Origin of the sequence: Azomonas macrocytogenes, from assembly GCF_014191985.1 — a bacterium.
In the GTDB taxonomy this organism is placed as follows: domain Bacteria; phylum Pseudomonadota; class Gammaproteobacteria; order Pseudomonadales; family Pseudomonadaceae; genus Azomonas; species Azomonas macrocytogenes.
Map to the genome: position 1 here is coordinate 91,040 of NZ_JACHXI010000009.1, position 22,152 is coordinate 113,191.

Annotated in this window: 34 protein-coding genes, 1 tRNA gene and 1 pseudogene; 19 read left to right on the forward strand and 17 right to left on the reverse strand. The window is 53.3% G+C overall.

The window, feature by feature from the left end; genetic code table 11:
- Entirely contained in the window at nt 1-417 is a 417-nt protein-coding gene (locus FHR87_RS10440) for a hypothetical protein (protein WP_183166661.1), read from the forward strand.
- A 27-nt stretch (nt 418-444) separates the two neighbouring features.
- On the opposite strand, the gene recT is transcribed toward FHR87_RS10440, so the two are convergent.
- The 7 genes from recT to FHR87_RS10470 form a co-directional block, all read right to left on the reverse strand.
- Nucleotides 445-1,449 carry a recombination protein RecT gene (recT, locus tag FHR87_RS10445; RefSeq protein WP_183166662.1) on the reverse strand — a complete coding sequence of 335 codons (1,005 nt, stop codon included), beginning with the start codon at nt 1,447-1,449 and terminating at the stop codon, nt 445-447.
- Nucleotides 1,450-1,463: 14 nt separating this feature from the next.
- The gene (locus tag FHR87_RS10450; RefSeq protein WP_221189811.1) at nt 1,464-2,291 is read right to left on the reverse strand and encodes a RecB family exonuclease; all 828 of its coding nucleotides are present in this window, start codon (nt 2,289-2,291) and stop codon (nt 1,464-1,466) included.
- Complete coding sequence (locus FHR87_RS19470) at nt 2,267-2,398, reverse strand: hypothetical protein (protein ID WP_275944074.1); 132 nt, start codon at nt 2,396-2,398, stop codon at nt 2,267-2,269. Before FHR87_RS19470 ends, FHR87_RS10450 begins: the two co-directional genes overlap by 25 nt.
- A gap of 10 nt (nt 2,399-2,408) precedes the next feature.
- Entirely contained in the window at nt 2,409-2,747 is a 339-nt protein-coding gene (locus FHR87_RS10455) for a hypothetical protein (protein ID WP_183166663.1), read from the reverse strand.
- Nucleotides 2,748-2,761: 14 nt separating this feature from the next.
- A complete protein-coding gene (locus tag FHR87_RS10460) occupies nt 2,762-2,962 on the reverse strand; it encodes a hypothetical protein (protein WP_183166664.1) in 201 nt (66 codons plus the stop codon).
- A gap of 538 nt (nt 2,963-3,500) precedes the next feature.
- Nucleotides 3,501-3,575, reverse strand: a tRNA-Gly gene (locus tag FHR87_RS10465).
- Nucleotides 3,576-4,043: 468 nt separating this feature from the next.
- On the reverse strand, nt 4,044-4,301 hold the full coding sequence (locus FHR87_RS10470) for a DUF1654 domain-containing protein (protein ID WP_183166665.1): 258 nt from the start codon (nt 4,299-4,301) through the stop codon (nt 4,044-4,046).
- Nucleotides 4,302-4,633: 332 nt separating this feature from the next.
- Here FHR87_RS10470 and FHR87_RS10475 point away from each other — a divergent pair, with 332 nt between their 5' ends.
- From FHR87_RS10475 to FHR87_RS10485, 3 genes are all read left to right on the forward strand, one after another.
- Entirely contained in the window at nt 4,634-4,888 is a 255-nt protein-coding gene (locus FHR87_RS10475; RefSeq protein WP_183166666.1) for a type II toxin-antitoxin system HicA family toxin, read from the forward strand.
- The gene (locus FHR87_RS10480; protein WP_183166667.1) at nt 4,885-5,220 is read left to right on the forward strand and encodes a type II toxin-antitoxin system HicB family antitoxin; all 336 of its coding nucleotides are present in this window, start codon (nt 4,885-4,887) and stop codon (nt 5,218-5,220) included. The genes FHR87_RS10475 and FHR87_RS10480 overlap by 4 nt, the downstream gene beginning before the upstream one ends.
- Before the next feature lie 339 nt (nt 5,221-5,559).
- Nucleotides 5,560-5,988, forward strand: coding sequence for a pyrimidine dimer DNA glycosylase/endonuclease V (locus tag FHR87_RS10485; protein ID WP_183166668.1), 429 nt, complete (start codon nt 5,560-5,562; stop codon nt 5,986-5,988).
- 553 nt (nt 5,989-6,541) lie between these two features.
- Here FHR87_RS10485 and FHR87_RS10490 read toward each other — a convergent pair.
- The 6 genes and pseudogenes from FHR87_RS10490 to FHR87_RS10510 form a co-directional block, all read right to left on the reverse strand.
- Nucleotides 6,542-6,928 (reverse strand): hypothetical protein, encoded by a 387-nt coding sequence (locus tag FHR87_RS10490; RefSeq protein ID WP_183166669.1) that lies wholly within the window; start codon nt 6,926-6,928, stop codon nt 6,542-6,544.
- Between the two features lie 241 nt (nt 6,929-7,169).
- Nucleotides 7,170-8,057, reverse strand: a complete 888-nt coding sequence (locus FHR87_RS10495; protein WP_183166670.1) for an LAPAL motif-containing putative phage structural protein — start codon at nt 8,055-8,057, stop codon at nt 7,170-7,172.
- A gap of 166 nt (nt 8,058-8,223) precedes the next feature.
- On the reverse strand, nt 8,224-8,436 hold the full coding sequence (locus FHR87_RS10500; RefSeq protein ID WP_183166671.1) for a carbon storage regulator: 213 nt from the start codon (nt 8,434-8,436) through the stop codon (nt 8,224-8,226).
- 87 nt (nt 8,437-8,523) lie between these two features.
- On the reverse strand, nt 8,524-8,760 hold the full coding sequence (locus tag FHR87_RS19475) for an excalibur calcium-binding domain-containing protein (protein WP_275944076.1): 237 nt from the start codon (nt 8,758-8,760) through the stop codon (nt 8,524-8,526).
- A pseudogene (locus tag FHR87_RS10505) lies at nt 8,734-9,450 on the reverse strand (endonuclease); the annotation flags it as partial. The gene FHR87_RS19475 and the pseudogene FHR87_RS10505, both read right to left, overlap by 27 nt.
- Nucleotides 9,451-9,506: 56 nt before the next feature.
- Nucleotides 9,507-10,157 (reverse strand): LexA family transcriptional regulator, encoded by a 651-nt coding sequence (locus FHR87_RS10510; protein ID WP_183166721.1) that lies wholly within the window; start codon nt 10,155-10,157, stop codon nt 9,507-9,509.
- 107 nt (nt 10,158-10,264) lie between these two features.
- Here FHR87_RS10510 and FHR87_RS10515 point away from each other — a divergent pair, with 107 nt between their 5' ends.
- The 11 genes from FHR87_RS10515 (at nt 10,265) to FHR87_RS10560 (ending at nt 16,266) form a co-directional block, all read left to right on the forward strand.
- Entirely contained in the window at nt 10,265-10,444 is a 180-nt protein-coding gene (locus tag FHR87_RS10515) for a Cro/CI family transcriptional regulator (RefSeq protein ID WP_183166673.1), read from the forward strand.
- Nucleotides 10,445-10,518: 74 nt separating this feature from the next.
- Entirely contained in the window at nt 10,519-10,980 is a 462-nt protein-coding gene (locus FHR87_RS10520; RefSeq protein ID WP_183166674.1) for a phage regulatory CII family protein, read from the forward strand.
- Nucleotides 10,968-11,813: a DnaT-like ssDNA-binding domain-containing protein gene (locus FHR87_RS10525; protein WP_183166675.1), complete on the forward strand. Its 846-nt coding sequence runs from the start codon at nt 10,968-10,970 to the stop codon at nt 11,811-11,813. Before FHR87_RS10520 ends, FHR87_RS10525 begins: the two co-directional genes overlap by 13 nt.
- Nucleotides 11,740-12,468: a replication protein P gene (locus tag FHR87_RS10530; RefSeq protein ID WP_221189812.1), complete on the forward strand. Its 729-nt coding sequence runs from the start codon at nt 11,740-11,742 to the stop codon at nt 12,466-12,468. Before FHR87_RS10525 ends, FHR87_RS10530 begins: the two co-directional genes overlap by 74 nt.
- Nucleotides 12,465-12,767, forward strand: coding sequence for a hypothetical protein (locus FHR87_RS10535; RefSeq protein WP_183166676.1), 303 nt, complete (start codon nt 12,465-12,467; stop codon nt 12,765-12,767). Before FHR87_RS10530 ends, FHR87_RS10535 begins: the two co-directional genes overlap by 4 nt.
- 44 nt (nt 12,768-12,811) lie before the next feature.
- Nucleotides 12,812-13,105, forward strand: coding sequence for a hypothetical protein (locus FHR87_RS10540; protein WP_183166677.1), 294 nt, complete (start codon nt 12,812-12,814; stop codon nt 13,103-13,105).
- Nucleotides 13,106-13,198: 93 nt separating this feature from the next.
- Entirely contained in the window at nt 13,199-13,936 is a 738-nt protein-coding gene (locus tag FHR87_RS10545; protein WP_183166678.1) for a metallophosphoesterase, read from the forward strand.
- Nucleotides 13,933-14,412, forward strand: coding sequence for a RusA family crossover junction endodeoxyribonuclease (locus tag FHR87_RS10550; protein ID WP_183166679.1), 480 nt, complete (start codon nt 13,933-13,935; stop codon nt 14,410-14,412). The genes FHR87_RS10545 and FHR87_RS10550 overlap by 4 nt, the downstream gene beginning before the upstream one ends.
- 3 nt (nt 14,413-14,415) lie before the next feature.
- Complete coding sequence (locus FHR87_RS19480) at nt 14,416-14,541, forward strand: hypothetical protein (RefSeq protein ID WP_275944075.1); 126 nt, start codon at nt 14,416-14,418, stop codon at nt 14,539-14,541.
- Entirely contained in the window at nt 14,538-15,095 is a 558-nt protein-coding gene (locus FHR87_RS10555) for a hypothetical protein (RefSeq protein ID WP_183166680.1), read from the forward strand. The genes FHR87_RS19480 and FHR87_RS10555 overlap by 4 nt, the downstream gene beginning before the upstream one ends.
- A gap of 97 nt (nt 15,096-15,192) precedes the next feature.
- Nucleotides 15,193-16,266: a helix-turn-helix transcriptional regulator gene (locus FHR87_RS10560; RefSeq protein WP_183166681.1), complete on the forward strand. Its 1,074-nt coding sequence runs from the start codon at nt 15,193-15,195 to the stop codon at nt 16,264-16,266.
- A 104-nt stretch (nt 16,267-16,370) separates the two neighbouring features.
- Here the strand turns inward: FHR87_RS10560 and FHR87_RS10565 are convergent, their stop codons facing one another.
- The gene (locus FHR87_RS10565) at nt 16,371-17,093 is read right to left on the reverse strand and encodes an HNH endonuclease (protein WP_246335971.1); all 723 of its coding nucleotides are present in this window, start codon (nt 17,091-17,093) and stop codon (nt 16,371-16,373) included.
- Between the two features lie 121 nt (nt 17,094-17,214).
- Between FHR87_RS10565 and FHR87_RS10570 the strand changes: the two genes are divergently transcribed.
- Nucleotides 17,215-18,300 (forward strand): type I restriction endonuclease, encoded by a 1,086-nt coding sequence (locus FHR87_RS10570; protein WP_183166682.1) that lies wholly within the window; start codon nt 17,215-17,217, stop codon nt 18,298-18,300.
- A 280-nt stretch (nt 18,301-18,580) separates the two neighbouring features.
- Nucleotides 18,581-18,706: a BRO-N domain-containing protein gene (locus tag FHR87_RS10575; RefSeq protein WP_183166683.1), complete on the forward strand. Its 126-nt coding sequence runs from the start codon at nt 18,581-18,583 to the stop codon at nt 18,704-18,706.
- 26 nt (nt 18,707-18,732) lie between these two features.
- Here the strand turns inward: FHR87_RS10575 and FHR87_RS10580 are convergent, their stop codons facing one another.
- On the reverse strand, nt 18,733-18,951 hold the full coding sequence (locus tag FHR87_RS10580; RefSeq protein ID WP_183166684.1) for a hypothetical protein: 219 nt from the start codon (nt 18,949-18,951) through the stop codon (nt 18,733-18,735).
- 143 nt (nt 18,952-19,094) lie between these two features.
- Complete coding sequence (locus FHR87_RS10585) at nt 19,095-19,709, reverse strand: hypothetical protein (protein ID WP_183166685.1); 615 nt, start codon at nt 19,707-19,709, stop codon at nt 19,095-19,097.
- A gap of 316 nt (nt 19,710-20,025) precedes the next feature.
- Between FHR87_RS10585 and FHR87_RS10590 the strand changes: the two genes are divergently transcribed.
- Nucleotides 20,026-20,619 (forward strand): hypothetical protein, encoded by a 594-nt coding sequence (locus FHR87_RS10590; protein ID WP_183166686.1) that lies wholly within the window; start codon nt 20,026-20,028, stop codon nt 20,617-20,619.
- A 5-nt stretch (nt 20,620-20,624) separates the two neighbouring features.
- Complete coding sequence (locus FHR87_RS10595; protein WP_183166687.1) at nt 20,625-21,728, forward strand: helix-turn-helix domain-containing protein; 1,104 nt, start codon at nt 20,625-20,627, stop codon at nt 21,726-21,728.
- A gap of 118 nt (nt 21,729-21,846) precedes the next feature.
- On the opposite strand, the gene FHR87_RS10600 is transcribed toward FHR87_RS10595, so the two are convergent.
- Nucleotides 21,847-22,116 carry an Arc family DNA-binding protein gene (locus tag FHR87_RS10600; RefSeq protein ID WP_183166688.1) on the reverse strand — a complete coding sequence of 90 codons (270 nt, stop codon included), beginning with the start codon at nt 22,114-22,116 and terminating at the stop codon, nt 21,847-21,849.
- Between the last annotated feature and the right edge of the window lie 36 nt (nt 22,117-22,152).

Sequence of the window (22,152 nt, forward strand, 5' to 3'; positions counted from 1 at the left end):
TTGCTATACCCAGGGAAGGTTTTACTAGACAAGAAATTTGTGTTTAGCGATGGCTCTACCAAAGAGAAGTACCTTGTCATTATTGGCAAAGTCGATCATACGCTGATTGCAGTCAAAACCACGTCTAAGGGTCATCGTTATCGCAATGATTTTGGTTGCCAATCAGGAAACTACTATCCTGCTTTTTTGCTGCCGGCTGGAAGCTGCTGTTTCCCTCTAAATACTTGGGTCTGCTTAGGCGACTTCTACGAGCTGAAGGCCAATGAGCTGCAAGCTAAAATGGTTGCCGGTCAAGTATATCGCTGCGGCGAGATTCCTCGTGAATTGATCAGAGATATCCAGTTTTGCGCCAAAGGCTGTGACGATATCTCTGGTTATCAAGAAGGCATTATCGACCAAAGCCTTGTCAGTATTTAAGAGGCTGGGTTTCCTGCCTTTTTGCTGTTACTCCATGCTCAGATCGTCAAAGCCAGCCTGCTCGGTGGGCTGGGGCTGTGGCTGTGCAGTGGTGCGGGATGGTTTTGTGCTGGCCTGACGGGTTACCGGTTCGGGCTCGGGTTGGGTGATCTCGCCGGTCAGGGTGTTGATGGTTTCGCCGGGCTCGTGGGTGAGGGCGGGAGGCTCCGGCTCTTCTTCGACCTGCGGGGCATCGTCATCAATCACCGTGAATTCACCGCTCAATACGCTGTCCAGTGCCTGGGTGTCATGATCGACTTTGCCGTCCAGCGCTGATGCCGTTGCCAATTCGATGCTGACCGGCAAGTACTTGAACAGGCGACGTAGCACCGTCTTTCGGCCCATCTCGACAAAGTGTTGGCCCCAAACGGTGGAGCCCTTGTCGCGGGCGAACTTGTAATTCTGGCTGGCGTCGCGGATTTCTTCGACCTGCTCGCGGCTCATGACCTCGAAGGCGTAACCACCACCAACCAGCTTGGCCACGGAGTAGAAAGCAATCACTTCTCCACGCTTACTGAGCGCTGGCTTGTGCACCAGTTTTTCTTCGAGGCCATATTCATACTCGAAGCGATCATTGGTGCAGACTTCATGGGCGGCGATGCTGACGATCTGGCCAGAGCGGCGAGAAAGATCCACCAGTCCCTTGTAGCCAAATACGATCTGAACCTCGGTGATTCCCTTCTTCTTGTTATCGAAGGGGATCAGGTAGGCATGGCCGAGCGGAGTGTTCGGCTCCAGACCGAGTTGCGAGCATTGGACGATAGCACCGAAAAGCGATTCGACCGTGCAGTTCATCAGCTTCGGCGTGGTGCGCATAGCGCCGAGCGCGATCTTCAACATCCGATCAGCATCGACGTGCTTAGGAAGTACCGCTATGAGGGTGCCTTTCTGGCTTTCGAAAAATTTCTTCACGTTGCCGACGCCTGCATCGCGCGCCTGCATCCTGCCGGTTTGCTTGAGGCTGGCCAACTGGGTTGGTTGGGTTTGAGTCATGGGGATTTCCTTGGTTATTGATCTCGATACCGGCACGCCGACCAGCGTGGGCAGTAGCGTTCCGAGCAAAGTGGCGAGGCGGGATTGGGCGGGAAAAGCCCGGTTCGGAACATGTCCGCTGCGAACTGGATCAGGCCGGGGTATTCGTCGGTGCCCACCATCAACTCGCGGGCGCCGACGATCTCGCCGGTGCCGGTCTCGGGCTTGCCCTTGGTCTTGAGGCCGATGATTTCGGCGGGGGCGGTGCAAGCCTGGCCGGTTGTGTGCTCGTAGAGCAGCTCGTAGGTGCCGACCTGGGGGCGGTGGCCTTTGGTCTTGGCCACGCCCTGGCTGACGGCTGCGCCACCCGTTTTCACATCAGCGATGCCGATGCCGTCATGGCCACGTTTGATGCGGGCGCGATCCAAGGTACCGGTGAGGCGGACGATGGTTCCGCCGCCGCAGTCGATCTCCAGCGGTTTGGTTTCCAGTTCGACTGCCACGAATTCATAGCGCGGGCTGATCTCGTTGCAATAGCGGGTATGCAGGGTCAGGCCGGTGGCCTCGGCCTCGCGTGGGGTGATGTCGGCGCCGCGCCAGTCCACATCGAACTCGGGATGCTGGAGTGTCTGCACCAGGTACTCGGCCGCATCGAATGCCGACAGCTCATAGCCCTCGACCCGGGCGGCATCGAATGCGGCGGTGCTGGCATGGATGGCGGTGCCGAGCAAGGCGCGGGGACTGCTGGGTGATTTGATACCCAGCAGGTGGATGCCTTGCCACTTGAATCCGCAGTCGAACAATCCAGCCCAGGATGAGGCCCGCACGGTGACGACGTTCACGTCCGCACCTCTGCGATCCAACGGCCACCAATTCGCACCGGCGACCGGCGCATGCGAGCAAAAGAAAGCCCCGCGTATTGCAGGGCCTCGATGAGCTGTTTCCAGGTTGATGTGATGATCAACGTCATGCACTTTTCGTCATTCAAAATGAATGGCCTCCCAGCGTGCTTCGGCATCTTCTTTGTACGCAGCCAAGGCCAAGCCCGTTTCAGCATCGATAAACTTTTCACGGTACGTTTCGATGCAGGTGTCGAGCTCGTCCAGGGTCTGCTTCAGCAGGCCGTCATCCGCCTGGATGCGAGCGAGGCAAAACGCATAGATCAGACTGCCGTTGAGCTCGTTGGCGCAGAAATCGGCGAAGGCGTTGCAGGTCTTCGGATCGCCTTCTGAGATATCGCTGGCGATGCGCTCTTGCAGGGATTCGAGGTCGTTTTCACGATCGATCTGATTGAGGCGGTGCTCCAGGTCGGCAGACACAGGGCAACTGGCGTTCATTGGACATCCTCCTGACTCATGAGCAGAGAGGCATCGCGTTCGGTGATGCTCCGATTCACGTTCTTGGCGGCATCGAAGCCTTCGTCGTAGCCATCAGCGTGGCCGCGCTCGTAGGCGTCGAAGTAAAAACCAGCGGAAATAGCGATGGCAGCCAATCCGACGTACAGCCAGAAGGCGAAGTTGATGAGGGTTTCCATGGTTGGTTATCTCCGGGCAAAAGGAATCCATGCCGCCCTGGCGTGCAGGGAGGTCATTTGCAATCGGGATTAGGCGTCGGGGTCTTCAGCAGAATTGCTGGGGGGAAGGGTGTTTCTTCGCCAATTAAACTGAAATTTGTATTTGCTCAATACGGCCAAAGTTCTACAAATATCCAGAGACTCGTAATTGATATCAGAATCAGCAAAATTGCTATGGCTATATCTTCAATTTTCCTCTCTTCTTCGTCATCATTATTTGATTCCATAAATCACCTATATTTTGATGCTCAGGTTTTAACCTGAGGTAACAAAATATATTTGATATCGATCAAACTTTTAGGCGATGTGCCGCCCGTCGTGGCGGCTGGCGTGAGCCTGCGCATTCCTGCATCGGAAAAAGAGCGGTATCTCCAACTCAAAGGCGGCGAGGACCGGGTTTCCTCTGTTGCCACTGGAGCAGTCTTTTTTGCTGTCCCGCGCTCTTTCCGATGCAGCCTCTTGCGAAGCCATCGGGCCTGTCTATCCAGGCTGTCTCGATTGGAGCGGGCTGCGGGGATCGAACCCGCATAACCAGCTTGGAAGGCTGGTGCCTGAGCCATTCGGCCAAGCCCGCTATTTCATCCCCTTGCGCCCGGGCGATCGGGCGCATCAGTGATTCGTCGGTGTTGCTGGCCGGCGTTATTCGCCACTCTCCGGCTGGGCTGTTCCGGTTTTCACCGGTCAATCTCGCTGCGCATCTGCCGGGTTTCCCCACCTCTGCCCGCTGCCGCTACTGGCGTCGCATCGGGTGGCTGCGCAACTTCGCGTGCTCGCATGTGGGAGCACGGCAGGTTCCAGAGCCTGCATGGGCGACTGTTTAGCTTGGTTGCCACCGGAATCCCGGTAAGTCGCTGGGTCACGTCGAATTTCTAAAGAGCGTTTCGGTCGCCCGAGGCCCTGGGGCCCATCGCGTTGTGTTGCGGCGATGAGGTTAATTTAAGCAAGCTGAAATTTATGGTCAAGAGTATTTTTAAGAATGCTGAATTTTATTTTCAGTGGGCAACAAAAAGCCCGCACTCGGCGGGCTCATTTTCGTGTTTGGCTATTCGTTTTCGGACTCTCCCCAGCTCAGGTGCGCGCAGTCCCTACCGGCTTCCACCGCGACGTTGTCAGCGATGCGCAACTCATCAAGCAGTCGCTCCCAGTCGTCATCACGTTCGCCGGGTAACCGCTGGATACTAGCCTGCGTTGTGTTGTGGGCGCACAGATTCGAGAGCTGTCCGTTGATCCTGCGCACCATGCGATCGTAGCTTGATACCTGCCATAGGGCTGTGATACTGCGGGCGATAGAGCGAGACATAGCAACCTCCTTTACTATTTCTATGCACGGTAGGAATAGAAAAGAAGTGTGGCTATGAGCCAGGTCACGCTTTGCGGGACAGGCGAAGGTCAGAAGATCGCATCTGAAGGATGCAGGTAGTGCAGGAGACGGGCGAGTGATTCCAAAAGGAAGAAAAACCGGGCTTAAATCCGCTTAAGGAAGAATGACGTTTGACATCCTCCCCTCCCTCTCGCTGACGCCCGAAGGGCGAGGCTTGCCGCGCACCGTGTCAGGAAGATAGGGAAGATTCCGGGCACAAGCCATGCGGCGAAACACTTTAATTTAGTACTTTAATTTAGTACTATTTTTCCATGAAACGAAAGCACCAGAAAACCCTTGAGCTGATCTTTTCTCGCCCAGTCAGCAGCAATATCCAATGGCGGGATATCGAGGCGCTCTTGGTCGAGCTTGGCGCCGAGATCAGCGAACGCGAGGGGGCGCGCGTCGGGGTGCGGTTATTCGGCGACCGTCGGGTGTTTCACCGTCCTCATCCTTCGCCCAATACGGACAAGGGCGCGGTGGCGGCAATACGTGAGTGGTTGAATTCAAATGGGGTGAAGCCATGAAGAACATTATGGTTATCGACGGCTACCAGGCCGTAATCCAATACGGTCCCGAGATCGAGATGTTTCGCGGCGAGTTTCTTGGACTGAACGGTGGGGCTGATTTTTATGCAGCCGACATTGAAGGTCTGAAGCGGGAAGGGGCGACATCGTTACGGGTATTCCTGGAGATGTGCGCCGAAGATGGTGTGGAAGCGCAAAAAAGCTTCTCTGGTAAATTCAATGTGAGGGTTCCACCTGAGCTGCATGCGGATATTGCTATCGCGGCCGCAGCTGAAGGTAAAAGCCTGAACCAGTGGGTCATTGAGGCATTGGATAGAGAGGCACACGCCTGAGTCGCGAATCGTCAGGCAAAAAAAAGCCCGCTCGGAGCGTGATTCGAGCGGGAAAATGATCGCTATTACATACCCGACTTTTCTGTCGGTTCGCTCAGTTTAGATGATAGAAGTTACAGTTTCGGAACAAAGAAAAGCCCGCTCAGTAAGTACATGAATCAGTGAGCGGGCTTGGAGTTGGTCCACGAAGAGCAGCGTCATCCTGAGCTGCATTTGAAATCTAGCGCTATCTTGTAAGAAAACAAGAAAATTTCAGATCAGACAAAAAAAAGCCCGCTCTGGAGAACGGGCCAAGCCTCTTTTGGTAAGCTCTCCAGCTAACAAGTATGGGACCTTAATATGCGGCTCTGGTCGTTACACCCTCAGTATCTTGATCGACAAGGTCTAGTGGCCTTATGGCGTGAAACACTCTTGGCTCAGGCCGTACTTCGTGGAGACACGAAGGGTTATCAGCATCACCCACAACTGGATCGCTTCAAAAATCACTCAGCGTCTCTTGAGGCTATCTCCGTATACTTGAAGGCCATTTACGCAGAAGCCGAGACGCGTGGTTATTCCTTCGACAAAACAAAAATCGGGCCAGCATACAAATCAATCACTCTTAGCGTTACCTCGGGGCAGCTGGCTTATGAATGGAAGCACTTGCTGGGAAAGTTGCAAACTCGCAACCCTTCGCTTTATCGGAAGTTGCAAGCCGCAGAAACTCCTATTCCGCACCCCATCTTTAAAGTGTATGTAGGGGAAGTAGAATCATGGGAACGTGTTTGATGGGAGCAAGTAGGCGTTAATTACTGATAGTGATTTCAGAATAATGACAGGCTGTCATTAAGACGGCATAACCGAGCTAAAACAGTTCTATCAGGTACAAAAAGGCACTTTCTTGTATCGTTAAATTATTGATTTTTTGCATTTTTTGGTGTGGCCTGGGGGTGACCTACTCTAAAACTGAAAAGGGAACAATTTTAGAGCGAGAAAAGCCTTTACAACCGGCCTGCTCACCTATATGAGGCGAAGCCTGTAAAGAATGACCGCCCAGGCGCGGAAAAGGTTCGGTGCGGAAAAGGAAGTCCGCGCGTGGAGGCTAATTGATGTTCGTTATTGGTTGAGCCGCACCGTTCAACCTAGGCAAACTGCTCTTCTCTTCGATGGCAGAGACAGGCGTTCTGGTTGGGTGGGAGGCCGGTCTGTGGCTAGCATGGCTGGTCTCCTGTGCAGAGTGCTTACCATAAAGCACAGGTATTACAGAAATGAAAAGCCATACTGCTGTTTGACTAATATGAAATGTGCCGGGTGTTATCTTCGTATTGCATGTGGAGATGAGTCAGTCTGGATCGTTAACTACAATACCGCGTGGCGAATAATCTTGATTTGCTGATGCAAGCTTGAGCGTGGTTTCTGTGTATTTTTGCCTAACTTCTTTCTTCACGTCCTCTGGGACATTTTTATCCTTTAGTATCTTTTTCTGGTTAGTTAGGTCTTTATTAAGCCAGGCCTTGTACTTCGTCAGTTCCTCGGGCTCATCGATTGAGCAGAAAAATTTCGCAACGAAATATCCGACGACTGGAGAGAGAAGAGTACATACACTAATCCAATACTGCGTATCTTCTGGTGGTAGCCATTTCATACAGCTTGCAGTTGCAAAAGTACCTATACCTGCCGTAATCGAAGCCTGGAGGCCTTGAGGAGCGGTGTTCCGATTATCGGTCATTACGCTCTATCCTTCAGCTGTTTCAACTGGTCAACGACATAACCAGTCGCCTTGATCCGCCTGGTCTCTACCACCATCCCTCGCCGCTTATAAACGACCACTATTTCGTCTGCTGCGATATAGCGGTTAAAAACATACCTTAAGAGTATTCGACTCATTTTCCAGAGAGCCGGCGTAACGATCATTAAAGCTATGTAAAGCAGCGCTTCAGCGAAGTTTTCGTTTACATACATAGGCCACCTCAAACAAGTCGGCGATCCTTATCAGTAAAATGATTTGTAACTTCAACAACTGTATATTGATACGATGAGCGAGTTTGTCTGTAGAGAGATCTTTTTTCTAAGATAACTTCGAAAAGATCTTCTTTTGAGAAGGTCTGTTTATTCTGATTAACATTCGCCATAAACTTATTATCATTAAGCTCAACAGCATATTCTTGTCCGTCTGCTAACTTTATACGCCACCCACGTTTTGAGTTGAAGTTAACTTGTACAAAGTAAACAGTCGTCGTTTCTTTAGTTATTTCTTCCGATTCAAGAGAGCCTACAGGTAACGGCGAAAAACTATGTGCAACAGCTTCGTCAATCACCAAAACTTCGATTTCCTGTTCGTTCAGGACCTTGAACTTAGCGTTCTTTTTTCCCGAGATTGGTGCTTGGATAACGTTATGTAGTGAATCTCTTACCTTCTTATCGACGGCAAGCTGGGCTACATATTTGTCGCATTCTATTTTTTCGCCGTCGACTTCTATTACTGCCACGTTCGATTCCGCTTCAATAGTGACCTTAGCAACCTTTCGATTTTTTAGTTTCTGCACTACTTCTATCAGAGAACCTCCAGCTACAGCGCCTACTGCGCCTGAAAATCCCAGATACTTCAGTAATGCGAGGGCATTAGGAGTGCTCGCCAAAAGCAGAAAGTCAACTATAATCGAGCCTTCTCGAACAGGTGCCGAAACTTTTAACTTTACTTCTGCGCCTTTATTTATCAATGCATTAGCTTGCGAAACCGCGTCGTTAACGCCAAGAATCGATCTACCTAATGCCAAGGCACCAATCTCATGGTTATTTAAGTCGCCTTCATCTGCATCATACGAGATTGAAAATTTTTCCTCTACAACCTTGGTCATGCTACTCCCCTGGGTAAACTAAATATCTGTAAAAGGCCAGAAACTTAAATATTTATTTAAAAGGTGAAATTAGTAGTTAGCTACTTTTTATTTTGAGAGTGCTTCATGCCGTGCTCTATCTATTCAGCTATTTTGCACTGATGAAACGGGAGCCTTGGCGCACTAGTTACTCATCCACTAGCTCCGCCCTCAGCACTCGCACCTCTCGTGGCGCCTCGATGCCTATCGCAGCTCTGCCGTTATGGATGTCTTTGACGTTGATCGTGATTCCTTCATGCACGAGCTTTCGGATCACGTCCTCAATATCGGTATCGAGGGTGACGTTAAGCTTGAGGTAGATTTTTTCGCCGACGTGGCGGGTGAGCACGAGATTGCCCATATTGCCTCCTTGCATGTGGTTTCCGTTTCCGTGGACTTTACGTGTTTCTGGGTTGTGAATCTGTGCGCTGGTTGCTGCCCATGCCGATTACTTGCACAACGCCTCACACGGCGTGCCGTCATTATCTCCGTCGATTCTGTGGTCGCCGCACTGTTCCAGCCGGTAGCGTGCCTCGGCGCATGAGGTCATCTGCCCGCACGTTTTCCTGGGCGAGCAACTGTATGGGCTGCTGGTCGATGATGTGGCCAGGACGGGAGTCGTGGCGCCAGATGCAGCGGAGGAGAGGGCCTTGCTCTTGCCTGTGGTTCCAGAGCACCGAGACAGATCGACTTTGCCGACGTAGTTATTCCCCCAGCCCATTGCGCAGGCTGTTTTCTGATTCCGCCATTGTTCCCACTCGTTGACCGGATACATGCGGTTCCAGGCTTCGTAGGTCTTGCGATCCTGCGAGGACAGTCGCAGCTTGTAACGGTCGGCCATGTAGAGATAGACGCGTGCAGCAGCGCCGCGCACTTCTTCACGAGGCATTGTCACATCGCCTTTAAAATCCACGACCGTCTTGCACTGGCCGTACTGAGTGGGTTTCTCCGTACTCATACCCAATGCCATGTTCGAGCGGTCCCCGTTCACCTCGCCAATGCTCGGAACCAGGTTGTGCAAATCGGCCTCGGCTGCGCTGAATACCGGATCGCTGGCCGTACAGTTCTTGCGCCCGCCTTTCTGCCAGCACTGGCGCTGGTTACCGATTACCCAGGCCGGCACGATGTGTTCCCATTCAACCCTGCCGGCGCGGTTTGCATTTTTGCGCGGGGTATAGCCGCAGCTTTTCAGATCAATGCGGTTTCCTTCGTACTTGCAACCGCAATAGAAGTCCGTTGGCCGCTCTGCGTAAATTTTCCACGCGACCTTTTTAGCCTCGACAAATGTTCTGGGCGGTTGAATGTCCGTCTGTAATGCCTGGGCAAGCGGGGCAGAGATAGATAGCAGTAGGGCTGCGAACAGCTTGAATCGCATGGGGTTTCCTTTTTTGATTGTGACGCTTGGTTACATCTCTCCGCTGCGCCAGATGCTCAGAGCTTGATCTTGCTCGGCGCCACAATTGCGGCGACGTAGTGCATGGTTTCGATCTGCTCAATAGGAATCGTTCGGCGGCCATAGGCATCGTTCACCGACTGGACGGTGACGTCCTCGTCGGTCGCTCGCAGCAATTCCTTCACCATGCTTTCGCCATCGCGGAGCCTGATCATCACGTATTCCAGCGGCACCAGGTCGTGACTCGGTTCGCATATCGCTATCCAGCCCGACTTGATAGCCGGCGACATGGAGTCACCCTTCAAGCGCAGAGCGTAGGCGTCGGCATCCCTGGACGGTAGGTCGATATAGCCTTCTGCGCTATCAAGGCCATGCCAGTATCCCTCGGTTCCCATCTGAGCAGTTCCGACGATTTTGATAGCTCGCCATGGGCTAGTGATGGGCGGTCCGGGCTCGACGTTGCTTTCGCATTGCCGCAGTCGTTCGGGTCCATTACCTGTCGCCAGCCATTCGGCATTGAAGCCTGTCGCTTCTGAAAGGGAATAAAGATTTTCGAGCTTGAGGCTCTTGCTTTCGCCTTTTATCCACTGAGTTACGGCCGAGTTCGCAACCCCGCATTCGGCGGCGATCTGGCCTTTTTTCTTTCCACTGGCCTCAATGGCCATGGCGATTCGTTCATGCCGTTCCATGCGCCCAATACTAAGATTGCTTAACTTAAGCATGCAGTATGCTGAAGACATTCGTTGACTCTCAAATTTCAGTATGCTGAAATCTTCTCGATCCATGAGGAGTCCATATGAAAACGACAGACGCTACAGCCTATTTCGGATCGAAGAAGAAGCTCGCCGAAGCGCTTGGTATCAGCCCGAGCGCTGTGACTATGTGGGGCTCGGTCATTCCAGAGCTACGGCAGTTCCAGTTGGAGCGGCTAACCAATGGCGCACTGAAGGCCTCTTCCAAGAAGGCGGTGGCCTGATATGACCATGGCCGCCCAGCCAGTATTCGCCCGGCCCGATTCCGGCGGTAGGCGAATCCGGAGAGCCATTCGTCATGCGTAGACCCGTCAAGCAAGTTCACCGCGCGCTGTTCCTGGCGCTCCAGGCCGATGCCAAGGAGTTTCCCGGCGGCATCCGCGCCCTGGCCCAGGCCATGGGCATGAACGGGAACACCCTGGCCAATGGGATCAACCCGGACCACGAGGCGCCGCCGCCGTCGTTCGGGGTGATCCTCGAAATCATCGTTGTGGCCCAGGCGCGGCGCACGGTGTTCGCCCTCGCGCAGGTTGTTGGCCAGGTGCCAATGGATTTTGAGCTGGAGGAACGCGAGCCGGCTGAGGCCGTGCGTCTGTTCCTGTCGCTGGTGTCGTCGGCGTCCGAGTTACTGGGCGTTGGCTCCGAGGCGGCGAAGGATGGCCGCTTCTGTGCAGATGAGCGCCGCGCGCTGGAGCCGCTGCTGCTGGCCCTGATGAAGGCTGCGGGCGAGTTGCTGCAAGCCATTCGATGGGTGGGCTGATGCCAGCGATCCGGATCGGCGACACCGAGTGGGAGCTGCTGGCCGGGGAGCCTGCCGAGTTGCTGAAACTCTACTGCGCGCTCAAGCGCCGCATGGATTTCGCCACGGGTATCGCTGGGCACAAGACGCTGCTCAACGAGACGGTGCTGCGGGAGGGGTTCACGGTCGATCCGATACCCGGGCGAGCGAAGCCGAAGCCGATCACTCGCGAGATGTACCGATCAGCCATTCGCAGGCTGGAAAAGCTGGGCCTATTGGTGTCGATCGGCAACTTGGTTTTCGAGTTTCCGCACGCTCGCAGGGATAGTCCGTCCAAAACAGCTACAACCGAGCTACAACCAGAACAGCAACCGCAGCAACAACCGGCGGGTAATCCATTGCAGCCTAGTAGCGGCGCGGCTTGCAGCGAATTAGCAGCCGAGCTGCAACCAGAGCAAGAACCGGAGCTTTCGGCGAGCAGCAACCTACTTCCGGTATCCGGTAAAGATAATCCTACAGCGCACAACGCGCGCGAGGACTTCGCTGTCGCCCGGCGCTTCCCGATGCATGACAACTGGGAACCGGACCGCGAAACCTTCACCGCAGTGCTGTTCCGCAACGGGCTCGCGAATCAGCGATTCCATCCCGATCAGCTGCTCGAGTTCCGGAGCTACTGGATCGCACGTCCAGAGAAGCATCAGAGCCAGGCCCAATGGGAACACCAACTGGCCCAGCAACTGAAATACACCCATCGCTACCAACAAACTGAGGGTCAGAACCATGGAACCCGTGGACGAACTCCTGCGTGGCGTACACGAAACGCTGTCGACATCCTCAACGACGACAACTGGTGAAACTGGTGAACCTGTGCGCGAGGGGGTGATCGATCTGGATGCAAAGGCTCGCCGTGCTGTGAAGCGGGTTTTCGCGACGCTGAAGACCAGCTATCCAGCTTGGTACGAGAAGCACTATGGGCACGAGCAGGCTGAGCGCCTGGCGAAACGCATTTGGATCACCGGGGTTCGCCCGTTGACCGATGCGCAGGTCGATCGTGGCTTGCAGCGCATGGTGCTGGATGCGGATTTCCCTCCGAGCCTGAAGGAATTCATCCAGCTATGCCGGCGTGTCGATGGGTTGCCTGATGCGCGAGGGGCATGGGGACAGGCGTTGGCAGGTCGGTATGAACACGATGCGGTTCGGGTCGCCGCCAGGTTGACCGGCACGTACGATCTGCGTCGATCTCGACATGACAACAAGGCCCTGTTCGCCCAGTTCGAGCGCAACTACGCCATCGTGCTGCGTCGCCTAGAAAACGGCGAGCCACTGGACGGCCAGGTCCTGACCGGTATCAGCCATGACAGCCAGAAGTCCGCTGCCGATCGGGCACAAGAGCAGGCCGAGCAGCAACTGCGTCATCGGATCAAGGCCCAGGGCATTCCACAGGACGGCGCAGAGGCTCGCCAGGCGCTGCTGGCAAGGTTGGGTATAGGTCGGAGTAGCCCGGCATGAAATGGCGCAAATTGAGCCCCACGCTCGTCGAGAGCATTGAGGGGTATCAAATCGAGAAGCAAGGTGATCGGTATCAGGCCATCTGGCAGAGCAGACCGATTGGCGGGGCGTGCTCGGCTGCGGCTGATGCCAACCGCTTGTGTGATGAGCACTTGGCCAGCCATGGGCCCAAGGCGTGCTGGATGGTGAGCGTGCCAGGCTATCACCCGTTTTCGATGGTGGGCGCAGCCATGCTCAGAGCTGAAGCAATGGCAGCTGTGTCAGCGATCTGGCCGGGCAAAACGGTGGATGTGGCATGAGCTGCGACGGATAGAAATGGAGAGTAATGCAAAGGAGAAGTGCAATGGCTGAAGTTGCTGAATATCCAGTTGCTGAAGTGCGTGGGCTGTACCGCGAACTGAACATGCTGCGCGCCCAAAACAGTGATTTGAAAGAAGCGCTGGAGACTGAACAAGCCCGGAGCGAGGCGCTGGAAAAAGATCTGGCTGCCCATGAATCAGCTCTCAGGCGGGTCTCGGATCTTGCCAGCTATATGGTCCGTTGCTGTGGCGGCGAGCCGATGCAGATCAGCGTGGTGAGCGAATCGACAACCAAGCCGAAGAAGCAAGAACCGAAAAGAGGGAAGCGCCGTGGCTGAGTTTATCGAGCTAGAGGTTCTGCGCGCAGGTGATGCTGGGGCGTGGACAGAGGTCGAAAGGATAACCCATGAGGGGTTGTTGGAGGTTCAGTTATGAGCAAGATCAGGCGATTCGAGCGAAACACCGCCGGCAAGGATTATGCGGTCGGCGACATCCACGGCCACTTCACTCTCCTGCAGCAGACACTGGACGCCGTCGCCTTCGACCCGGCATGTGACCGCCTGTTCTCTGTCGGCGATCTGGTTGATCGTGGGCCTGAGAACGAGGATGTGGATGTCTGGCTGAACAAGCCATGGTTCCACGCTGTTCGCGGTAATCACGAGCAAATGGCGATTGATTCGTATCGGGCTGACTTCACGGGTGATGAGCGCGATATACATCTGACCAATGGCGGTACTTGGTTCTACGGCTTATCGACAGTTGAACAACGTTGCTATGCGGAACTGTTGTCCGATCTTCCATTTTTGATCGAAGTGGAGACAGCGAGTGGGCTGGTTGGATTGGTGCATGCAGATTGTCCGCGACAATCCTGGGCCGATCTGGTTAGCGCCCTGGAGACAGACAACACAGAGACAGCGCAGGTCGAAGCCATGTGCCTCTGGTCGCGCCGGAGAGTCAAGGAAGGGGACGAAAGTGGCGTAGCGGGTATTCGTGCTGTTGTCGTTGGTCATTCGCCTTTGAGGCGGCCGACTACCCTGGGCAACGTCTACCACATTGACACCGGTGGTTGGCTTCCCGAAGAGAGTGGCTATTTCACCCTGCTGGATCTGGACACGCTACAAGCGATACCGCCGATTCCGGGCAAGCTGACATGGGATTGGGATGAATGAGCGATCTTTTCATCCGTAATGTCAGCTTTGGCATCGAGGCTCATCTGCACCCAGTGTCGTTTGTTGTGCCAGGTGTTCCTCAGGGCAAGGGAAGGCCTCGCATCGGTCGTGTTGGCAACCACGCTCGCATGTTCACGCCAGCGAAGACCGTCGCCTACGAGAGTCTGGTAGCGCTTGCTGCCCAGGAGGCGATGCGGGGCCGCGAGTTGATCACTGGGCCAGTGTTGATTGAGCTGCAGATCCTGCATGGTGTGCCTCAATCCATGTCGAAAAAGCGGAAGTCTCTGGCACTGGCGGGCGAGATCAAGCCGATGCTGAAACCGGATACGGACAATGTTTTAAAGGCCATCTGTGACGGCTGCAATGGAGTGGTGTGGCGCGATGATGTCCAGGCAACGGACGGAATGTTCCGGCGCCGCTATGCCGAGACGCCGTGTGTGCAAGTACGCATCGTGCCGCTGATGGAGGGAGATTGACACTTGAGCGCTGATGATCTTTTCCAGCAGTGGCTGCTGGAGCAGTGGCGGATTTTGCGAGAGAGCGGGCTGATTAGTGACGCAACTGAAGTGCGAATTTCAAAGTTTGAAGAGGGGAAAGCGGCATGATCTATCGTGACGTACTGAGCGCAGTAGTGCGCTGCCTAGCAGCTGAGTGCATCGACAACACCAGTAAGCAGGCATGGCAAAAACAATATCAGTCTGGATATCCAGTATCTCGCGAGAATTCGGTATCAGCCGATGACATGATGGCTATCGACTGCTGGGTATTTGCTCGGCTACATAGCCAGCTCAAGTCCAGATCCTGGTATGCACTGGTGGCAAAGTACAGCACCCACAAGGCTCGTAAGGTCGAGGCAATCGGCCGCCTGATTATGATAGTAGAGTCACCCGCACCGCAGCTTTTTCGGTACAAAGCCGTCACGGCTTGGGCAATCCCGCCGCTGAAGGGTAAAGACGGAAAGCGCTCGACCGATATGATTGTTCTGCCATCGGAGTTCTACGACATGAACACCTGGGATCTGGAGGCGCATCCTGAACGCACCCGTAGGCGCTGGCGAGCAGATGTATACCAGGCACTGGAAGCGATGGTGAATGATGCGCTGGTAGAGGCGCAGGAGATACTTCAGGCTGAAGGCCTGCTTGTAGAGCAGGCGGCTTGATCAGCTTGATCAGGCTACATTATTTCTTTTTCACCTTGATCTGCTTGGCTATCGTTTTGACAGTGTAAGGGCACAAGGCGAATAGAGGGATTGGGCCATGCGGAATTACGACGAATTGGTGCAACTCTGCTATGAATGTGTTCTGGACGAAAGCCGCTGGAATGTACTGCTCGAACGACTAATCCCTCTTAGTGGACGGCAACAGGGCGGCGTGATGATACGGGTAGAGAATACCGATCGAGTAGCTGTATCCGAATATCATCGCTATGCGGAAGAGGTAATTCCACCTTATCTTGCCTACTATAATCAGCTTGATCCGGGGCGTAGGGTCATGCCACAGCGGCCCGCCGGGCTCTGGTACCATGACCTGCAGCACTTGGGTGCAGAGGAAATCCGGCGCAATCCTTACTATCAGGAATATCAGCATCCTTTCGGACTGGGTTACCTATCCTGTGTCAAGCTGCACGAAACTGCTAACACCAGTGCCTACTTGTCACTCATAACTGCCAGTGACGCGCGATACCCTACCAATAACCAGCAGAAGCTATTAGAGCGACTTTCACCACACTTGCGCCTGGCCGGAACACTGTCGACCCGTCTGCGCGACCTGAGCCTGCAACTGAATCTAGAATCTTTTGTATTATGGCAATCTCATTGCACATTCTGGCTGGTAAATGATCGGAGTCGTTTGATATTCGCTAGCCGCCGTGCCGAAGCTTGTCTTAAAGAGCGTGGCTTTCCTCTGCAAGAAACACAGGGGCGACTACGGGCATCACAGCTGGATTCCTCACTGAATACGGCAATCCAGCGTGCTGTTGGGCGCCAAGGAGCGGCACAGGCAAGCTTGATACGGCTTCCTGGCAAACGCCGCCGGGATTTACTTGTAGTGCCCATGCTGAACCACTCTATTACTCAGAGCCCATTGGTGTTGCTAAGCCTCTCAGAGCTTCAGCCGAAGCTCGAATTGCTGGTAGATATTTTTCACTTTACCAATGCCGAGTGCCGTATTGCAGTCCTGCTTCTTGAGGGACTGACACCGGAAGCATGTGCTGAACACTTGAATGTAAGCATCAACACTATCCGTACTCACTTACGCGCTTTGTTGCGCAAGACCGACACAGAGCGGCAGACTGAACTGGTGGCAGTGCTGGGGCGGTTGGTTGCATCCTGATAGACGTTGCCCTTATCAAACAAGCCGTCGAGGGTTGCTCAAGCTGGCAAGTATACTGATCTTGGAGTGGTAGCTTTAGCCATATCAATGCTCTACCACGCAGTTCAAATGTCACCGTAATGTAGTTCTCGGTGGCAGTTGGGGCAGAGGGCTAGAACATTTTCGAGGGTATCTTCACCGCCGTCAGCCAGCCGCTTGATGTGATGGACCTCCAGATAGGGTGTTCCATCAGATTTTCTATTGAATGGCGCAGCTCTTTGGCATCTTTCGCAGGTTCCTGAGGCTCTAAACAAAGCCTCGGCAACGACATCAGGGTTTCTCAGAAAGACTACCGCAATAACCTGTATTTGTGCGGTAAGTTTGCTGGCTTTTGCAATTCTGTCCTGGCGGGAGCTGGATTCTTCCCGGAGTGACTCAAGCACCTTGTCTTGAAATTCTTGGTCAAGATCCGAGAAGGAGTGAGCCTGTTTTGATAAGTCGATGTCAGCATAAAAATAGGCTGCTTTTCGAACCTGCTGATAGTCGGAAACAAACCAATATGGCTCGCGCTCCTGGTGTTTATGGTAATAGCCGTGCTTTTCTTCGTGAGTTAAATTGCACATGAAGTCATGCATCTTATTGACCAATGAAGCGCCTGATAAGGCAACCCAGTAGCCCCCGGAAGCAGGTCTGATATATAGCCTTCCTTGATTACCAATCAGGCTGATGTTTTTATTTTTATGGTCTCCTGCGGGCTGCTGTGTTGGGGTAATCATGGGGTACCCAAGCACTCTGTTTATCTCTTCGGCAAGATTCCATACCTCTTCCTTGACGGTTTCGACTTTCATGGCAATGACTTCTTTCCTTACTATTTCATTGAGCTATAAGAAAGTTGCGGTAACATTTTATTGCGGTGCCGGATTATCGCTCATAGGATTGCCGGCAATCTGCCAAGGAGAATATAGAGCCATGGAGTTTTACGAAAAACTGAATAGCCTGTCAGCGAAAATCCGCCAACAGAAGTCGGCAATTCAGACGGAAGAAGCGACAAAAAATGCTTTTGTGATGCCATTCATAAATGCTGTTCTGGGGTATGACGTATTCGATCCGACTGAAGTAACCCCGGAATTCACTTGCGATATCGGCACCAAAAAGGGTGAAAAAATCGACTATGCCATCCTCAAGAATGGCGAGATCCAGATCCTGATTGAATGTAAAAAGATCGGCGAATCCTTAAACGTAAACCACGCTTCCCAGCTCTTTCGCTACTTCCATGTCACTAACGCCCGCATATCCATCCTGACAAACGGCCAGGTCTACAAGTTCTTCACTGACCTTGATGCACCGAACAAGATGGATGAAAAACCATTCCTTGAGCTGGACCTTCTGGACATTGACGAATATGCCGTGCCCGAACTGATCAAGCTCACCAAGTCGGCGTTCGATGTGGATTCGATCATCAGTGCCGCCGGTGAATTGAAGTATGTCAGTCAGATCAAGAAGGTCATTGCCAACCAGCTCAGCGTGCCTGATGACGACTTCATCAAGCTGATCGCCTCTCGCGTCTACGATGGAATCATCACGCAAAAGGTCCGCGAACAATTTGGAGAACTGACCCGCAAGGCTGCTGCGCAGTTTCTCAATGAACAGATCAATGACCGCTTGAAATCTGCAATGAGCGGTACGGCTACCGTATCGACCCAGATGGCGGCGCCTGCTAGTGAAAAAACCGATAGCGCAGAAAGTGAACCGGTAGAAAAAAGCTTGGTGGTTACGACCGAGGACGAACTGGAGGGCTTTCACATGGTGAAAGCTATTGTCAGGTCGGTGATTGATTCAAAGCGCATTGTTTGTCGCGATACGCAGAGCTATTTCGGCATCCTTATCGATGATAACAATCGTAAACCGATCTGCCGGCTCCATTTCAATCGCACTCAGAAGTACATCAGTATCTTTGACGAAGAGAGAGCTGAAACCAAGCATCCGATTAGCTCTCTCGAAGATATCTATGGCTTCGAAGACATGTTGAAGAGCAGTGCAGCACGTTATGCCTAAGCCAAATTATTGAATTTCATCCGTAGTTGACTGACGCCTGACACTTCCGATATTACCTTTCCCGTGCCGCAGCAAAATGTGCGGTCGGGTTTGGTCGCCCGATAATGAATAGGCGCACGGCGCCGTAAGGCGTTTTTTTGTGCCCGTGTTGTGGCGGGCTGTGCGCGGGAGGCCTTGTACCTGCCGGGTCCTATTCCCCGGTCGACCAACCTGCGTACGGTTCGCCTCCATTGTTTGGTCACGATGCGGCGAACTCCAAACTGATCGTAGGAGTTCTGTCATGCAAACCGCTCAAGTCATTCCGTTCCAGTTCGAAGCCCTAGAAGTCCGCACCCTGTTGATTGACGATCAGCCATGGTTCTGCGCTGCAGATGTTTGTGCGGTTCTCGGGTATGCCAAGGGGTAGCAGCTTCATTCCTCTCAGGAACCGTCTCAACTTTTGCTATGACAAGCCAGCCGCTTAGGCGGTAACGGGGTTTCGGCAATGGTCGGCAATAGCTTTACGGCTGTTGGCCCTATTACCTCAATGGCAAAACCCACCAAGCCTGCTTCTGGCTGATCGACATCCATTCCGATCAGGCACATGCGCTCGCCTCGCCAGAGCTTGGCTCGAAAGCCTTGAGCCACCTCCGTCACACTGAATTCGTCCATGAGTGCCTCCGCTTATAAAGGCGATCTATTCCTAGCATAGGCAACGTTTATAGATTTTCCATATTTTGCTGTTCATCACCATCACCATCACCATCACCATCGACGAACGAAAGCCCGCCTAGCGCGGGCTTCGTCGTTGAATATTATTTAATTTCTTTTTTGAGCTGCTCTATTAATGAACCGTTCGACTCATACCATTCATTAATAACTTTTAGATCCCATACTGATATTCCGTTTTCATTCGAGCTTGGTTTAGGGAATTCTGGAATTTGCAGTTCTCTACAGGCCATATCCTGTGGAGAGATGGGCCATATTGTGACTTGAGTTTGAAATCCGCCACGTTTACCCCCGGTTGGGCTTCTATCTCTCCATGTCCGAATAGAGTTAAAGATTGAAGATGAGATGCCTAGCATCTCGCACGCTTCCTTTTCTTTTAAGTGTTCCATTTTTATACCCTGCGATAAGTCTTGTAGAGAGCCTTTAAGGGAGTTGAATGCGCCAAGACACCAGCAGAAATGATCATTAAATGTGTGCCCATTGTCGGTATCAAAGCCAAGAGCAGCAGCTGAGTGCCGGCGAATTTGCTCCGCCTTTTCTTTGGCATATCCGTTTATTTGCGAATCTTCAGCATTAACAAAGTCATCGCAGAGCAGCCGTATAGCGGAAAAAATAGCTGCCTTATCAGCAAGAGAAGCACTCTTGGGTAGCTCATCAATAAGTGATTTTAAAGCAGATGCTGTAATTTTGGGGTCGTTCATGATGCCTAGTCTGCTGGCCGTTGGAGCTTAAAATCATAGCTTTCAAGTAACGATTGCCAAAGCTATGGCGTCAAGTGTGATGTGTGCAGATGAGGGTTTGCAGGCGGCGGATAGGGTGGCTTGGCGGGTGTTGATGCCTGGGGCGGCGTGAAGGTGGGATAAAATGGGTAGTTATACTGTGTTTATATACAGATACCTGTGGCAGAATGTGGATAAGGGGTAGCGGCGGGTGAGTACCTCGCCTATCTGGTTGACAAATCGCGATTTCTGCAAGATTCTTTAGGTTGACAAATCTCTATTTTTGCAAGGAACACAGATGAGCCTTCCCCATCCCCAGCACTTCTATGCAGATCTGACGAGCGAGCGCCTGGAAACCATCGCCGCAGCGCTGCTCGACATCCGATTCGGCGCGGTCCGCGAACTCGACTCCCCCTATGACGACACTTACACGCGCGAAACTACCGCGTTTGGTCGCTCGCGGAACAAGCTGATCGAAATGTGCAAAAGTGGGGAGCACGACTGGCTCACCCTGGCAAGCCCGGCCATGGATATCACCTTCCGGATCGGCCAGGTTCCCTGCCGTTTCTTCCGCGACGATCACGAAGCCCCGGAAAAGGCCGGTTTCTTCAAACGCAACCATGTCGATGATCTTTTCGAGATCGATGATAACCACCCCGTGATGTGGCGCTTCATCGTCGAGAAGGCGTTGACCGATGAAGACGAGGATCGCGTCTTCTTCAGCGGATACAATGCCTATCAGGAGAAGGTCTCCGAGTGGATGTACGCATCCTCCAGCCCCGTATTGCACTCTGTGGACAGCGAAACGCCGCCCGCTAGAGAAATCCCCCCGGCTCAGGTCGACGTACGCGAAGACGAGGCTGGGCAGCACGACAAAGCACAGAACGAGTAACACCGATGACCGCTGTTTTTGATGGCGCATCTCTACGGCTGGCCCGCGTTTTCAGCGGGCTTGCTCTTGAAGATGTCGCCGAAATGGTTGGCAAGACGCGCCAATACCTGCACAAGCTGGAAACTGGGCAGAGCATGCCGACCGAAATTCTTACCCAAGACCTTGCCGACGCGCTCAAGGTAGAGGTGGGCTTTTTCGCCTCCAAAGCGAACCGTCTGCACGAAGACCAATTCCATTTCAGAAAGCTCCTGACCACCAAGAAAACCGTCAAGCAGGTCGCGATTGCCCGGGGCGAGATGATCGATGCCCTGATCAAGCTCTTGGACAAGGAGCTACGGCTCCCGACGCTGAAAATCCCGAGTGTGCCTGTACCCCACACCAGCGAAGAGATCGAGCGCATTGCTGAAAACTGCCGGATGGAGTGGGGGCTTGGTTGGGGGCCGATCGCCAACATGAGCCGACTGGCCGAAAACCTTGGTGCTGTTGTCACCACCTTCGAGGGGCTATCGAAAGAAATCGATGCGCTCTCCGTAGCGGTTGAACGCCCTTTTATCATCCGCAATACACTCAAAGAAAGCGTGTGCCGCCAGCGTTTCGACATTGCTCATGAGCTGGGCCACCTTGTCATGCATGAGGGCATCGTGACCGGCGACAGAGTGACCGAGAATCAGGCCAACCGTTTTGCCAGCGCTCTGTTACTGCCTCGCAGCATGATGGTGAAGCTGTTCCCGCGCCCCAACGGAACTCGGCTGGACTGGAAGGGCATCCGAGAGTTCAAGACGACCTGGAAGGCCAGCAAAGCCGCCATCCTCTACCGCGCCAGGCAACTGGAACTGATTACCGAAGCACAGTATAAAACTGGCGTGATCACGCTAAAGCGGACTGAGGGTACGAACGAAAAGGACGACTACCTGATTCCTCAAGAACCCCCGGAAATGCTGGAGAACTCCCTTTCCATCCTTGCCAAGAAGAAAGGCATCACACGGAAAGAGATCGCTAGTCTTCTGCATGTGAAGCCGGAGTTCCTGACGGAGCTTATGGGGGCCGAAGTGGTTCCGGAGCCGGAAAAAGTGCGACTTGCAGTCCCGCATCTTCGTCTGGTCGTGTAAGTGAATCCAGTCGAGACTGACTGCGATCTGATTCCGTAGAACCCCGCCAAGTGCGGGCTTTCTCATTTCTGCGCACTGAAAAAGCAAAACCCCGGAGGTTCGCCGCCTGCCGGGGTTTTCAGTCCTTAGGCTTCTCTGCGGAACCGGCCTTTTTCATCTGCTGACCCAATTCCGCTAATACCTCAATTACCTTTTCGAGTCTTTCAGCCGATTTAAGAATTCGCGTGCTCTCGTCAAGGTTTTCTGACGGGTTGTTCGCAAAAGTTTCTTCAACGCGAGCCACCAACTCCGCATTTATTGAGCGGCGATTCTCTTTGGCTGCTTCTTCGACCTTCGCACGGAGCTCGGGGGGCATTCGAAAAGCGAACGGATTGATCTCTCTACTCATGAAGTAATTCCTAAAGCCCGTGGCTCACCATAGCTT

What these genes read in the sequence shown, in the direction of transcription:
- recT (WP_183166662.1), bottom strand. Translation starts at nt 1,449, where the DNA reads ATGACTCAAACCCAACCAACCCAGTTGGCCAGCCTCAAGCAAACCGGC.
- FHR87_RS19470 (WP_275944074.1), bottom strand. Translation starts at nt 2,398, where the DNA reads ATGACGTTGATCATCACATCAACCTGGAAACAGCTCATCGAGGCCCTG.
- FHR87_RS10460 (WP_183166664.1), bottom strand. Translation starts at nt 2,962, where the DNA reads ATGGAAACCCTCATCAACTTCGCCTTCTGGCTGTACGTCGGATTGGCT.
- FHR87_RS10470 (WP_183166665.1), bottom strand. Translation starts at nt 4,301, where the DNA reads ATGTCTCGCTCTATCGCCCGCAGTATCACAGCCCTATGGCAGGTATCA.
- FHR87_RS10475 (WP_183166666.1), top strand. Translation starts at nt 4,634, where the DNA reads ATGAAACGAAAGCACCAGAAAACCCTTGAGCTGATCTTTTCTCGCCCA.
- FHR87_RS10480 (WP_183166667.1), top strand. Translation starts at nt 4,885, where the DNA reads ATGAAGAACATTATGGTTATCGACGGCTACCAGGCCGTAATCCAATAC.
- FHR87_RS10485 (WP_183166668.1), top strand. Translation starts at nt 5,560, where the DNA reads ATGCGGCTCTGGTCGTTACACCCTCAGTATCTTGATCGACAAGGTCTA.
- FHR87_RS10490 (WP_183166669.1), bottom strand. Translation starts at nt 6,928, where the DNA reads ATGACCGATAATCGGAACACCGCTCCTCAAGGCCTCCAGGCTTCGATT.
- FHR87_RS10495 (WP_183166670.1), bottom strand. Translation starts at nt 8,057, where the DNA reads ATGACCAAGGTTGTAGAGGAAAAATTTTCAATCTCGTATGATGCAGAT.
- FHR87_RS10500 (WP_183166671.1), bottom strand. Translation starts at nt 8,436, where the DNA reads ATGGGCAATCTCGTGCTCACCCGCCACGTCGGCGAAAAAATCTACCTC.
- FHR87_RS10510 (WP_183166721.1), bottom strand. Translation starts at nt 10,157, where the DNA reads ATGGAACGGCATGAACGAATCGCCATGGCCATTGAGGCCAGTGGAAAG.
- FHR87_RS10515 (WP_183166673.1), top strand. Translation starts at nt 10,265, where the DNA reads ATGAAAACGACAGACGCTACAGCCTATTTCGGATCGAAGAAGAAGCTC.
- FHR87_RS10520 (WP_183166674.1), top strand. Translation starts at nt 10,519, where the DNA reads ATGCGTAGACCCGTCAAGCAAGTTCACCGCGCGCTGTTCCTGGCGCTC.
- FHR87_RS10525 (WP_183166675.1), top strand. Translation starts at nt 10,968, where the DNA reads ATGGGTGGGCTGATGCCAGCGATCCGGATCGGCGACACCGAGTGGGAG.
- FHR87_RS10530 (WP_221189812.1), top strand. Translation starts at nt 11,740, where the DNA reads ATGGAACCCGTGGACGAACTCCTGCGTGGCGTACACGAAACGCTGTCG.
- FHR87_RS10535 (WP_183166676.1), top strand. Translation starts at nt 12,465, where the DNA reads ATGAAATGGCGCAAATTGAGCCCCACGCTCGTCGAGAGCATTGAGGGG.
- FHR87_RS10540 (WP_183166677.1), top strand. Translation starts at nt 12,812, where the DNA reads ATGGCTGAAGTTGCTGAATATCCAGTTGCTGAAGTGCGTGGGCTGTAC.
- FHR87_RS10545 (WP_183166678.1), top strand. Translation starts at nt 13,199, where the DNA reads ATGAGCAAGATCAGGCGATTCGAGCGAAACACCGCCGGCAAGGATTAT.
- FHR87_RS10550 (WP_183166679.1), top strand. Translation starts at nt 13,933, where the DNA reads ATGAGCGATCTTTTCATCCGTAATGTCAGCTTTGGCATCGAGGCTCAT.
- FHR87_RS10555 (WP_183166680.1), top strand. Translation starts at nt 14,538, where the DNA reads ATGATCTATCGTGACGTACTGAGCGCAGTAGTGCGCTGCCTAGCAGCT.
- FHR87_RS10560 (WP_183166681.1), top strand. Translation starts at nt 15,193, where the DNA reads ATGCGGAATTACGACGAATTGGTGCAACTCTGCTATGAATGTGTTCTG.
- FHR87_RS10565 (WP_246335971.1), bottom strand. Translation starts at nt 17,093, where the DNA reads ATGAAAGTCGAAACCGTCAAGGAAGAGGTATGGAATCTTGCCGAAGAG.
- FHR87_RS10570 (WP_183166682.1), top strand. Translation starts at nt 17,215, where the DNA reads ATGGAGTTTTACGAAAAACTGAATAGCCTGTCAGCGAAAATCCGCCAA.
- FHR87_RS10575 (WP_183166683.1), top strand. Translation starts at nt 18,581, where the DNA reads ATGCAAACCGCTCAAGTCATTCCGTTCCAGTTCGAAGCCCTAGAAGTC.
- FHR87_RS10580 (WP_183166684.1), bottom strand. Translation starts at nt 18,951, where the DNA reads ATGGACGAATTCAGTGTGACGGAGGTGGCTCAAGGCTTTCGAGCCAAG.
- FHR87_RS10585 (WP_183166685.1), bottom strand. Translation starts at nt 19,709, where the DNA reads ATGAACGACCCCAAAATTACAGCATCTGCTTTAAAATCACTTATTGAT.
- FHR87_RS10590 (WP_183166686.1), top strand. Translation starts at nt 20,026, where the DNA reads ATGAGCCTTCCCCATCCCCAGCACTTCTATGCAGATCTGACGAGCGAG.
- FHR87_RS10595 (WP_183166687.1), top strand. Translation starts at nt 20,625, where the DNA reads ATGACCGCTGTTTTTGATGGCGCATCTCTACGGCTGGCCCGCGTTTTC.
- FHR87_RS10600 (WP_183166688.1), bottom strand. Translation starts at nt 22,116, where the DNA reads ATGAGTAGAGAGATCAATCCGTTCGCTTTTCGAATGCCCCCCGAGCTC.